The following is a 12,292-nucleotide window of genomic DNA, read 5'->3' on the forward strand; positions in this document are numbered from 1 at the left end:
CTCAGGAAGCGGTCGACGCGGCCGCTGCCGGCTTGGTGGCCGAGGCGGCGCCGGCGGCCGCGGCCGCCTTGATCGTCACGACTGCGCCTTCGACCAGCGTGCGGCTGGGATTGCGCAGCACGATGTCGCCGACCTTTAGGCCCGAGCTGACGACGTATTCGCCGCGGCGTTCGTCGCGGTCACCCAGCTTGATGGGTTGGCGGTGCAGCTTGCCGCCCTGGACGATCCAGGCATAGGCCTGGTCGCCGTCGCGCTGCATGTCGGCATCGTCCAGCATCAATGCGGCCGACTTGGTCGTACGCACAAAGCCCTCGCCATAAAGACCGGTCACGGACGCGGCGCGCTTGTCATTCAGATCCACAAGCACCGCGATCTGGCGGCTGACGGGGTTGGCCGACACGTCGATGCGGCGGATGCGGCCTTCGATGCGTTCCTGGTTGGCCCCGTGGATGCGCAGGTCCACGTCCTGCCCCAGCTTCAACTCGGCACGGCGGTCGGCCGAGACAAAACCTTCGAAGCGCATGGAGGCCGGGTCGATGACCTTGAGCAACTCCTTGCCGATCTGGGCGGTGTCGCCAGGCGAGACGCGGCGCTCGCTGACCACGCCATCGAACGGCGCACGGACCTCGGTACGGGCCATCTGCTGGCGAGCGGCCACCAGGCGAGCCTCGGCAGCGACCTTGTCGCTCTGGGTCGTGGTCCGGCGGTTGGCCGAATCTTCCAGTGCCTGCTGCGAAATCATGCCCTGGGCCTGCAGGGCCTTCTGGCGCTGGAACTGGCGCTCGGCCTGCTCGAAATTCTCGCGGGCGGCACGGGCGGCTTCCTCGGCCGAGCTCAGGCTGTCGCGGATCGAGGTCGTGTCCAGCTGCACCAGCAGGTCGCCGCGGCGCACCGTCTCGCCGTTCTCCTTCAGCACATGGAGCACCACGGCCGACAGTTCGGCACGCAGGTCGGCGCGCTTCTCAGGCTGCACGGCGCCGGTGATCAGGGGGCCGCTGCCATGCTCGGCCTCGCCCATGACCAGCCGGTCCTCGGGCGCCAGCTGCAGCGCCGGGGCGTCCTTGCTTGCATCCTTCTTCTCGGCATTGCCCTGTTGGCAGCCCGAAAGGCTCGTCAGAGCCGCTACCACTACAGCCAGGGCAACGGGAATGTGATGCTTCGTCATGCTCTCTCCAGAGGTGTAATTGGCGGGGCGGTCTTGCCCTCTTGCAAAGCGGCGCAAGCATAGCCATGCCGAAAGGCACTGCCATCAGTCATGTGACAAGCCGGCAGCTTTTGTCCGCCAGCCGCACCTATGTCGGATGAAATGCACAAGCCGGTGCCAGGAGGCGATTCTGCGCCCGGAGGCCTTGGCCAGGGAGGGCCTGTTGCGGCCAACCTTTGGACGTCGGCTCAGCCCGCGGCAATCCAGTTCAGCGGCCAGTCGCCGGCCTGCCAGCGCTGCAGCCACAGCAGGCCTATCAGGGTCTTGGCATCGGTGACCTGGCCGTCGCGCGACCAGGCGTCCAGCTCGGCCGGCGTATGGAAGCAGAGGTCCAGGAACTCGCCCTCGTCCAGCTGGCGCTCGCCGGCGACCAGGCCGCGGGCGAAGAAGATCTCTATGCCTTCGGTCGAATAGGCGATGGCGTTGTGCAGCACGCCGGCATGGGCCCATTCGCTGGCGCTGTAGCCGGTCTCCTCGCGCAGCTCGCGCTGGGCACAGGCCAGCGGGCTCTCGTTCGGATCGAGCTTGCCGGCCGGGAACTCCAGCATCACCCGGCGCATGGGATGGCGGAACTGGCGTTCCAGCAGCAGGCGGCCGTCGTCCATCAGCGGCACGACCATCACGGCGCCCGGGTGGACTATGTACTCGCGGCTGGCCTCGCGGCCATCAGGCAGGCGCACGCGGTCGCGGCGCACATCGAGGAAGTTGCCGCGCCAGGCTTGGGCGGATTCGATCAGCGTCTCGCTGATCCCAGCGTCCTTGTCTTCAGGGCGCATTGCGCTTGCGGCGCAGATAGCACCAGACAAAGCCAGGGAAGCCGAACACCAGGTAGACGCAGGTGGCCGCAGCGTAGAACTCCCAGCCCTGCGGCTGGCGCTGGCCCTGGCTGGATTCCAGCGCAAAGCCCAGGCCCAGGGTCAGGAGGCCCAGCAGCACAAGCTCCAGCAGGCGCCAGCCAGCGCTCTTGTAGGCCGGCTTGGGGCCGACCAACAGCACACGCTGGCTGAAGTAAGGCGCGTTGGCCGCCACCAGGGCGGCCAGCAGGACCAGCCAGATGGCGGCCGATTGGTTCATCGACGGTCGATCAGGAGGCCAGCGCGCGGACGATGGCCTGCTTGCACATGTCCATCAGGCCGCCCGGCAGCAGGCCGAAGACCAGCACGGCCAGCCCGTTCAGCGACATCACCAGGCGCACATCGGTAGGCGCGGTGAGCAGTGCCGTATCGGTGGCTTCGTCGAAGAACATCACCTTGATGACGCGCAGGTAGTAGAACGCGCCGATCAGCGACAGCACGACCGCCGCGATGGCCAAGCCGTAGTAGAACGTGACGCCGGTGGCGATCATGGACTGCAGCACGGCCAGCTTGGCGTAGAAGCCCGCGGTCAGCGGAATGCCGGCCAGCGACAGCATGAAGATCATCATCAGCAGCGCGTACCAGGGGCTGCGGCTGTAGAGACCGGCCAGGTCGGCGATCTCTTCCGACTCATGGCCCTGACGGGCCAGCAGCAGGATCATGCCGAAGCTGCCCAGCGTGGTCAGCACATAGGTGACCGCGTAGAACATGGCCGAGCTGTAGGCATTCGAGGCCGCCAGCGTGTTGCCGTTGACCACGCCGGAGGCCAGGCCCAGCAGCATGAAGCCCATCTGGGCAATGGTCGAGTAGGCCAGCATGCGCTTGAGGTTGCTCTGCGCGATGGCCGCGAAGTTGCCCACGACCAGCGAGATCAGGGCCATCACGATCAGCATCTGCTGCCAGTCCACGGCCAGGCCGATCATGCCCTCGACCAGCAGGCGCATGGTGATGGCAAAGGCGGCCAGCTTGGGCGCGGCACCGATCATCAGCGTCACGGCCGTCGGAGCGCCCTGATAGACGTCGGGCACCCACATGTGGAACGGCGCGGCGCCCAGCTTGAAGCCCAGGCCGGCAACGATGAAGACCACGCCGAAGATCAGCACGGACTTGTTCGGCACGCCGGTGCTGATGACCTCGAAGGCGCGCGGGATGGACAGCGAACCGGTGGCGCCGTACATCATCGACAGGCCGTACAGCAGGAAGCCGCTGGCCAGGGCGCCGAGCACGAAGTACTTCATCGCGGCCTCGGTCGAGACCGTGTGGTCGCGGCGCAGGGCGACCAGCGCATACAGCGACAGGCTCATCAGCTCCAGGCCCAGGTAGATGACCAGGAAGTTGTTGGCCGACAGCATCACGCTCACGCCCAGCAGCGACAGCAGCGACAGTGTGAACAGCTCGCCCTTGAGCATGTCGCGCGAGCCGGCGTACGGACGGGCATAGACCAGGGTCACCATCACGGCGATGCAGGCGAAGAAGGCCAGCAGGTGGCCCATGGGGTCGGAGACCACCATGCCCTGCATGCCGTACTGCGTGACGTCGCTGTTGAAGTAGCCGATGTGCATCACGCCCACGAGCGCCAGCGTCAGCTGGGTCAGCACATAGGTCGGCGTGCGGCGCGGGTCGGTGACGAACAGGTCGACCATGGCCACCAGGCAGGCCATGCCCAGCAGGACGATTTCGGGATAGACCGAGAGCCAATTCATAGTGTTCACCTCGGACGCCTCAATTGATCTTGGAGACGGCCACGTGCTTGAGCAACTCGGTCACTGAAGCGTGCATCACGTCGGTAAAGGGTTTGGGGTAGACGCCCATGTAGAGCGTGGCGGCGGCCAGCACGCCCAGCATCCAGAACTCGCGGCGGTTGACGTCCTTGAGCTCGCGCACCTCGTCGTTGGCGATGGCGCCGAAGTAGACGCGCTTGTACATCCACAGCGTATAGGCCGCGCCGAACACCAGGGCCGTGGCGGCAATGGCGCCCAGCCAGAAGTCGTACTTGACCGTGCCCAGGATCACCATCCACTCGCCGACGAAGCCGCCGGTGGCCGGCAGGCCGCAGTTGGCCATGGCGAAGAACAGGGCCAGGGCCGCGAACTTGGGCATGGTGTTGACCACGCCGCCGTAGGAGGCGATCTCACGCGAATGCACACGGTCGTACAGCACGCCGATGCACAGGAACATGGCGCCCGACACGAAGCCGTGCGAGATCATCTGCACCAGGCCGCCCGAGATGCCCAGCTCGTTGAAGATGAAGAAGCCCAGCGTGACGAAGCCCATGTGGGCGATCGACGAATAGGCCACCAGCTTCTTCATGTCGGTCTGCACCAGGGCCACCAGGCCGATGTAGACCACGGCGATCAGCGACATCGCGATGATCAGCCACGACCAGTGGTGGACCGCGTCGGGCGCGATGGGCAGCGAGAAGCGCAGGAAGCCGTAGGCACCCAGCTTCAGCATGATGGCAGCCAGCACCACCGAGCCGCCGGTGGGCGCCTCGACGTGGGCGTCGGGCAGCCAGGTGTGGACCGGCCACATCGGCACCTTGACCGAGAACGCCGCCAGGAAGGCGAAGAACAGCCAGCTCTGCACGTCCAGCGCCAGCGGCAGCTTGTGCCAGGTCTGGATGTCGAAGCTGCCGCCCGACTTGACGTACAGGTACAGCAGCGCGATCAGCATCAGGAGCGAACCGGCCAGCGTGTACAGGAAGAACTTGAAGGCCGCATAGACGCGCCGCGGGCCGCCCCAGACGCCGATGATGATGTACATCGGGATCAGCGTGGCCTCGAAGAACACGTAGAACAGCATGCCGTCCAGGGCCGAGAACACGCCGATCATCAGGCCCGACAGGATCAGGAAGGCGCCCATGTACTGATGGGCCCGCTCGGTGATCACCTCCCAGGCGGCAACCACGACGATCACCGTGATGAAGGCCGTCAGCGGCACGAACCACATCGAGATGCCGTCCACCCCGAGGTGGTAGCGGATATTGAAGCGCTCGATCCAGGGCAGGTTCTCGGCGAACTGCATCGCGGCCGTGGCCACGTTGAAGTCCTTGATCAGCGGCAGCGTGACCGCGAAGCTCGCGATGGCGGCCACCAGGGCCATCCAGCGTGCGGTGCCGGCCTGGTTCTCGCGGCCCAGGACCAGCAGCAGCACGCCGCAGACCACGGGCAACCAGATGGCAAGACTCAGATATCCCATTCTTCTTCTCCGCCCTTGATCAGAGACCCATCAGGATCTTGAATTGGGGCCACATGTAGGGCCACAGCTGCCAGCTCATCAGGCCGATCACACCCAGGATCATCACCAGGGCATACCAGTACAGATGGCCGGTCTGGACACGGCGCACCAGGCCGGCGACACCGCCCACCACGTTGGCCGAGCCGTTGATCAGCACACCGTCGATCAGGCCGGCATCGCCGCCCTTCCACAGACCGATGCCGAGGCCCCGGGCCAGCTTGGCCAGGATGTTCTCGTTGATCCAGTCCATGTAGTACTTGTTCTCCAGCAGCTTGATCACCGGTGCCAGCACGCGGGCAAAGGTGGCCGGGATGCTGGGAGCGACCAGGTAGAACACATAGGCGGTGACGACACCGGCCAGGGCCAGCCAGAACGGCAGCGCGGTCAGGCCATGCGTGGCCATGGCCACGGCGCCGTGGAACTCGTGCGCCAGCTCCTTCATCGCATGGTGCGTCTCGTGGTTGACGAAGATCGCATCCTTGAAGAAGTCGCCGAACAGAATGGGCTGTATCGTCATGAAGCCGATCACCACCGAGGGAATGGCCAACAGGATCAGCGGGGCCGTGACCACCCAGGGCGACTCGTGCGGCTCGTGGTGCTCGTCGCCATGGTCGTCGTGGTGGTCATGCTCGCCCGGGAAGGGCTTGTGGTGGAAGTTCTCCTTGCCGTGGAAGACCAGGAAGTACATCCGGAACGAATAGAAGGCGGTGACGAACACACCGATCACCACGGCCGCATAGGCGAACGAGGCGCCCGGCAGATGGCTGGCATGCACCGCCTCGATGATCGAGTCCTTGGAATAGAAACCCGAGAACAGTGGCGTGCCGATCAGCGCGAGCGAGCCCAGCAGCGAGGTGATCCAGGTGATGGGCATGTACTTGCGCAGGCCGCCCATGTTGCGGATGTCCTGGTCATGGTGCATGCCGATGATCACCGAGCCGGCACCCAGGAACAGCAGGGCCTTGAAGAAGGCGTGCGTCATCAGGTGGAACACGGCGACCGAATAGGCCGAGGCGCCCAATGCCACGGTCATGTAGCCCAGCTGCGAGAGCGTGGAGTACGCGACGACGCGCTTGATGTCGTTCTGGATGATGCCCAGGAAGCCCATGAACAGCGCGGTGATCGCGCCAATGACGAGCACGAAGTTCAGGGCCGTGTCCGACAGCTCGAACAGCGGGCTCATGCGCGAGACCATGAAGATGCCGGCCGTCACCATGGTGGCGGCGTGGATCAGGGCCGAGATCGGGGTCGGGCCTTCCATCGAGTCGGGCAGCCAGACATGCAGAGGGAACTGGGCCGACTTGCCCATGGCGCCAATGAACAGGCAGATGCAGGCCACGCTCAGCATCATCCAGTCCGAGCCCCACAGCGGCGCATTGAACTTGACTTGCGCCAGCTCGGCCGACTTGCCGAACAGCTCGGCGTAGTTCAGCGAACCGCCGTAGGCCACCAGCAGGCCTATGCCCAGGATGAAGCCGAAGTCGCCGACGCGGTTGACCAGGAAGGCCTTCATGTTGGCGAAGATCGCCGTCGGCTTGGTGTACCAGAAGCCGATCAGCAGGTACGAGACCAGGCCCACTGCCTCCCAGCCGAAGAACAGCTGCAGCATGTTGTTGCTCATCACGAGCATCAACATGGAGAAGGTGAACAGCGAGATGTACGAGAAGAAGCGCTGGTAGCCCGGATCTTCTTCCATGTAGCCGATGGTGTAGATGTGCACCATCAGCGACACGAAGGTCACCACGCACATCATCATGGCGGTGAGGCCATCGACCAGGAAGCCGACTTCCATCTTCAAGCCGCCCAGCACCATCCATTCGTAGACGGTCTCGTTGAAGCGGGCGCCGTCCACGGCCACCGACTTCAGCGTCATCGCCGAGATGATGAAGGCGACGAGCACGCCCAGGATGGTGATGCTGTGGGCGCCGCGGCGGCCGACCTGCTTGCCGAAGAAGCCGGCAATGGCAGCGCCGAGCAGCGGCGCCATCGGCACCGCCAGCAGCATGTTTTGCGAAAGTGTTGCAGACATCTTGATGCGTCCTGTTCCTTTAGCCCTTCAGCGCGTCGAGCTCTTCGACATTGATGCTGGCGCGGTTGCGGAACAGCACGACCAGGATCGCGAGGCCGATGGCCGATTCGGCGGCCGCCACGGTCAGGATGAAGAACACGAAGACCTGGCCCGCCATGTCGCCCAGGTAGTGCGAGAAGGCGACGAAGTTCAGGTTGACCGCCAGCAGCATCAGCTCGATGGCCATCAGCAGCACGATCAGGTTCTTGCGGTTCAGGAAGATGCCGATCACCGACAGCGCGAACAGGATCGCGCCCAGCGTCAGGAAATGGCCCAGAGTCAGTCCAGCAGCCATGGTCACGCGGCTCCCGTGTTGTTGTCGGCGGCCGGTTCGGCCGGGGTCTCCACCGTCGGCGCCATCTTGACGATGCGCAGGCGGTCGGCCTTCTTCACCTTGACCTGCTCGGAGGCATCCTGCGAGCGGCTGTCCTTGCGGCGGCGCAGCGTCAGCGCGATGGCGGCAATGATGGCCACCAGCAACAGCACCGAGGCGATCTCCAGCGGGTACAGGTAGCTGGTGTAGACCTCGACGCCCAGCGCCTTGGCATTGCCCAGCTGCTGCACCGCGGCGCTCATCTCGGCCGGCTGGTTCAGGCGGAAGCCCGGCATCAGGATGGCAGCCATCTCCAGCGCGATCAGCGCGCCCACCAGGGCGGCCAGCGGCAGGTGCTTGAGGAAGCCGTCCCGCACGCGGTCGCTGCCTATGTCCAGCATCATCACGACGAACAGGAACAGCACCATCACGGCGCCGATGTAGACCAGCACCAGGGTGATGGCCAGGAACTCGGCCTTCAGCAGCATCCAGACGCAGGAGGCGTTGAAGAAGGCCAGGATCAGGAACAGGGCCGAGTGCACCGTGGACTTCGCCGTGATCACACGGAACGAAGAGGCCAGCAGCACGGCCGAGAACAGGTAGAACAGAGCGGTAGTGATATCCATGGGATTTCAGCAAGCGCCTCGATGCGGAACGGGTTCCGGCATCAGCGGTACTTGGCGTCTGCCTCCTTTTGGGCTGCGATCTGCGATTCGTACTTGTCGCCGACGGCCAGCAGCATGTCCTTGGTGAAGTACAGGTCGCCGCGCTTTTCGCCGTGGTATTCGAAGATGCTGGTCTCGACGATGGAGTCCACCGGGCAGCTTTCCTCGCAGAAGCCGCAGAAGATGCACTTGGTCAGGTCGATGTCGTAGCGCGTTGTGCGGCGCGAGCCGTCGTCACGCACATCGGATTCGATGGTGATGGCCATCGCCGGGCACACGGCCTCGCAGAGCTTGCAGGCGATGCAGCGCTCTTCACCGTTCTCGTAGCGGCGCAGCGCATGCAGGCCGCGGAAGCGCGGGCTCAGCGGCGTCTTCTCTTCCGGGAACTGCACCGTGATGTTGCGCGACAGGAAATGCCGGCCGGTCAGGGCCATGCCCTTGAACAGCTCGGTGAGCATGAAGCTCTTGAAGAAATGGGCGACTGAACTCATTCCAATCACTTCCAGATATTGAAGGGAGACTGGATCCACAAGCCGACAACGACCAGCCAGACCAGCGTCACAGGAATGAAGATCTTCCAGCCCAGACGCATGATCTGGTCATAGCGGAAGCGGGGGAAGGTGGCGCGGACCCACAGGAAGCAGGTCACGACGAAGAAGGTCTTGCCGAACAGCCAGGCCCAGTTCCAGAACGCCATCGTGCTCTTGATGAAGGCCGGCGTCTCCATGCCCAGCAGGCTGAACGAGATCGGTGCCGACCAGCCGCCCAGGAACATCACCACCGCCAGGCAGGACACCAGGATCATGTTGGCGTACTCGGCCAGGAAGAACATCGCGAAGGACATGCCCGAGTACTCGATCATGTGACCGGCCACGATCTCCGACTCGCCTTCCACCACGTCGAACGGGTGGCGGTTGGTCTCGGCCAGGCCGGAGATGAAGTAGACGATGAAGATCGGGAACAGCGGCAGCCAGTTCCAGGACAGGAACGGCAGGCCCATGGCAGCGAAGCGACCGGTCTCCTGCGAGGTGACGATGGTCGTCATGTTCATGCTGCCGGTGACCATCAGCACGATCACCAGGGCAAAGCCCATGGCGATTTCGTAGGACACCATCTGGGCCGAGGCGCGCAGCGCGCCCAGGAAGGCGTACTTCGAGTTCGAGGCCCAGCCGGCAATGATCACGCCATAGACCTCAAGCGAGGTGATGGCCATCAGGAACAGCAGGCCGGCGTTGACGTCGGCCACGGCGGCCTGCGGGCCGAAGGGCACGACCGCCCAGGCTGCCAGCGCCGGCATGATGGTCATGATGGGGCCGAGGAAGAACAGGCCGCGGTTGGCCTTGGCCGGCAGGATGATCTCCTTGAAGATCAGCTTGACCGCATCGGCGATGGGGGTCAGCAGGCCATAGGGGCCGACGCGGTTCGGGCCCGGACGGATCTGCGACCAGCCGATGGCCTTGCGCTCCCACAGCGTCAGGTAGGCCACGCAGAGCATCAGCGGTGCGACCACCGCGACGATCTTGACGAGGCTCCAGACCACGGGCCAGAGCCAGCCCAGTTGGGTCGCGCCGAGAAGGTAGAGCTTTTCGATCATTGCTTTTCTCGCCTCACACCTTGGCCACGGTCAGCGACCCGAACATGGCGCCCAGGGCCTGCGTTTCGGCCAGGCCGGCCGGCACACGGATCACATTGGCCGGCAGGCCGGCGTCGAGCTTGGCCTTGAGCTGGGCCGAGCCCGCACCTTCCTGGCTGACCAGGATGGTGTTGGCGCCCTCGCCCAGACCCAGCTGCTGCCACAGCTGGGTCGACAGGGCGGCCACCGGTGCATTGCGGGCATCGGCGGTCAGTTGCAGCGAGGTGGCGTTGCGGACCAGGGCATCGGCGGCGTAGATGGGCACGTCGGCCAGGCGTTCGATGGCGCCGGCGGCGGCACCCGTCTGCACCGCGGCATTGCCGGCGTTGCTCAGGCGGCTCGTCAGGTCGGCATCGACGCCCAGGGCTTCGTTGCGGACTTGCTCGGAGCTCTCGTACTGGAAGCCCTGCAGGCCCAGCACATTGGCCAGCACGCGCAGGATCTTCCAACCCGGACGGGTCTCGCCCAGCGGCTTGACCACGCCGACGAAGCTCTGCAGCCGGCCCTCGGCATTGACAAAGCTGCCCGAGGTCTCGGTGAACGGAGCCGTCGGCAGCAGCACGTCGGCATAGTCCAAGCCGGTCTTGAACGGGCTCATCACCACGACCATCTCGGCAGCTTCCAGCGCCTTGGCGGCGGCGGCCGGGTTGGCGGCGTCGTGCAGCGGATCGGTGTTCAGCAGCAGCAGGGCCTTGGGAGCCTTGGCGCCGAGCATCTCGGCAGCGTTCAGGCCGCCCTGCCCCGGCTGGGCCTTGACCAGCTGGGCGCCCACCGTGTTGGCGGCGTCGCTCAGGTAGCCCACGGTGGCACCGGTCTTCTCGGCAATCCAGTTGGCCAGCGACAGCAGCTGCGCAGCCTGCGGATGCTGAGCAGCGGCATTGCCGAGCAGCACGGCCTTGCGGCTGCCACTCAGCAGCGAGGCGGCGATGCGCTTGGTGGCTTCAGAAGCGGTGGCGGCGACCGGAGCGGCGCTGCCGGAAGCTTCGGCGATGGCGGCGGCCACGCCAGCCAGCTCATCGACCCAGCGACTCGGCGCGGCGACCACGCGCTCGGCGACCGGCATCAACCAGTCGTCGGCAGCGCCGCCGAGGGCCGAGACCTTGGCACCGTGCCGAGCGGCCTGGCGCAGGCGCTGCGCGAACAGCGGGTGGTCCTTGCGCAGGAAGGAGCCGACGACGAAGGCGCGGTCCAGCGAACTCAGCGAGGCGATGCTCGTGCCCAGCCAACGGGCCTGGCCGGCTTCCGCCGCGTTGCCGAAATCGGCGTGACGCAGGCGGTAGTCGACGTTTTCGCTGCCCAGGCCACGGGTGATGGCGGCCAGCAGGTGCAGCTCCTCGACCGTGCTGTGGGCCGAGCCGAGCGCGCCGATGGCAGCGGCGCCATGGTCGTTCTTGATGCTCTTCAGGCCGTTGGCCACGTATTCCAGGGCCGTGGTCCAGTCGACGCTCTTCCAGGCGCCGCCCTGCTTGATCATCGGGGCGGTCAGGCGGGCATCGCTGTTCAAGGCCTCGTACGAGAAGCGGTCGCGGTCGGCGATCCAGCACTCGTTGACGTCCTCGTTCTCCAGCGGCACCACGCGCATCACCTGGTTGCCCTTGACCTGGACGACCAGGTTGGCGCCGGTGGAGTCATGCGGCGATACGCTCTTGCGGCGCGACAGCTCCCAGGTGCGGGCGCTGTAGCGGAAAGGCTTGCTGGTCAGCGCGCCGACCGGGCAGATGTCGATCATGTTGCCCGACAGCTCCGAATCGACCGTGCGGCCCACGAAGGTCTGGATCTCGCTGTGCTCGCCGCGATGGGCCATGCCCAGTTCCATCTGGCCGGCAATCTCCTGGCCGAAGCGCACGCAGCGGGTGCAGTGGATGCAGCGGCTCATCTCCTCCATGGAGACCAGCGGGCCGATGTTCTTGTGGAACACCACGCGCTTCTCTTCCGAGTAGCGCGACTTGCTGCCGCCGTAGCCCACGGCCAGGTCCTGCAGCTGGCACTCGCCGCCCTGGTCGCAGATCGGGCAATCCAGCGGATGGTTGATCAGCAGGAATTCCATGACGCCCTGCTGGGCCTTGAGCGCCTTGTCGCTCTTGGTGCGCACGATCATGCCCTGCGTCACCGGCGTGGCGCAGGCCGGCATCGGCTTGGGCGCCTTCTCCACGTCCACCAGGCACATGCGGCAGTTGGCGGCGATGGAGAGTTTCTTGTGATAGCAGAAATGCGGGATGTAGGTGCCGGCCTTCTCGGCCGCATGCATCACCATGCTGCCCTCAAGGACCTCTACCTTCTTGCCGTCGAGTTCGATTTCAACCATGTTCTGTCCTGGC

General features: G+C 65.3%; 11 protein-coding genes. All 11 read right to left on the reverse strand.

Annotated elements, in window-relative coordinates; translation table 11 throughout:
• Nucleotide 1: 1 nt before the first annotated feature.
• Nucleotides 2–1,165 carry an efflux RND transporter periplasmic adaptor subunit gene (locus QT382_RS04395; protein ID WP_289252828.1) on the reverse strand — a complete coding sequence of 388 codons (1,164 nt, stop codon included), beginning with the start codon at nucleotides 1,163–1,165 and terminating at the stop codon, nucleotides 2–4.
• A gap of 227 nt (nucleotides 1,166–1,392) precedes the next feature.
• Nucleotides 1,393–2,010: an NUDIX domain-containing protein gene (locus tag QT382_RS04400; protein ID WP_502929814.1), complete on the reverse strand. Its 618-nt coding sequence runs from the start codon at nucleotides 2,008–2,010 to the stop codon at nucleotides 1,393–1,395.
• A complete protein-coding gene (locus QT382_RS04405) occupies nucleotides 1,970–2,278 on the reverse strand; it encodes a DUF2818 family protein (protein ID WP_289252830.1) in 309 nt (102 codons plus the stop codon). Before QT382_RS04405 ends, QT382_RS04400 begins: the two co-directional genes overlap by 41 nt.
• Before the next feature lie 10 nt (nucleotides 2,279–2,288).
• Nucleotides 2,289–3,761, reverse strand: coding sequence for an NADH-quinone oxidoreductase subunit NuoN (nuoN, locus tag QT382_RS04410; protein ID WP_289252831.1), 1,473 nt, complete (start codon nucleotides 3,759–3,761; stop codon nucleotides 2,289–2,291).
• 19 nt (nucleotides 3,762–3,780) lie between these two features.
• Nucleotides 3,781–5,256, reverse strand: a complete 1,476-nt coding sequence (locus QT382_RS04415; RefSeq protein WP_289252832.1) for an NADH-quinone oxidoreductase subunit M — start codon at nucleotides 5,254–5,256, stop codon at nucleotides 3,781–3,783.
• Between the two features lie 19 nt (nucleotides 5,257–5,275).
• Entirely contained in the window at nucleotides 5,276–7,324 is a 2,049-nt protein-coding gene (gene nuoL, locus QT382_RS04420) for an NADH-quinone oxidoreductase subunit L (protein WP_289252833.1), read from the reverse strand.
• A 19-nt stretch (nucleotides 7,325–7,343) separates the two neighbouring features.
• Nucleotides 7,344–7,658, reverse strand: coding sequence for an NADH-quinone oxidoreductase subunit NuoK (gene nuoK / locus QT382_RS04425; RefSeq protein ID WP_289252834.1), 315 nt, complete (start codon nucleotides 7,656–7,658; stop codon nucleotides 7,344–7,346).
• A gap of 2 nt (nucleotides 7,659–7,660) precedes the next feature.
• The gene (locus QT382_RS04430) at nucleotides 7,661–8,302 is read right to left on the reverse strand and encodes an NADH-quinone oxidoreductase subunit J (RefSeq protein ID WP_289252835.1); all 642 of its coding nucleotides are present in this window, start codon (nucleotides 8,300–8,302) and stop codon (nucleotides 7,661–7,663) included.
• Nucleotides 8,303–8,343: 41 nt separating this feature from the next.
• Nucleotides 8,344–8,832, reverse strand: a complete 489-nt coding sequence (gene nuoI / locus QT382_RS04435) for an NADH-quinone oxidoreductase subunit NuoI (protein ID WP_289252836.1) — start codon at nucleotides 8,830–8,832, stop codon at nucleotides 8,344–8,346.
• Nucleotides 8,833–8,837: 5 nt separating this feature from the next.
• Complete coding sequence (gene nuoH / locus QT382_RS04440; protein WP_289252837.1) at nucleotides 8,838–9,935, reverse strand: NADH-quinone oxidoreductase subunit NuoH; 1,098 nt, start codon at nucleotides 9,933–9,935, stop codon at nucleotides 8,838–8,840.
• A 13-nt stretch (nucleotides 9,936–9,948) separates the two neighbouring features.
• Nucleotides 9,949–12,279 (reverse strand): NADH-quinone oxidoreductase subunit NuoG, encoded by a 2,331-nt coding sequence (gene nuoG, locus QT382_RS04445; protein WP_289252838.1) that lies wholly within the window; start codon nucleotides 12,277–12,279, stop codon nucleotides 9,949–9,951.
• Between the last annotated feature and the right edge of the window lie 13 nt (nucleotides 12,280–12,292).

The organism is Pelomonas sp. SE-A7 (assembly GCF_030345705.1).
GTDB lineage: Bacteria > Pseudomonadota > Gammaproteobacteria > Burkholderiales > Burkholderiaceae_C > JAUASW01.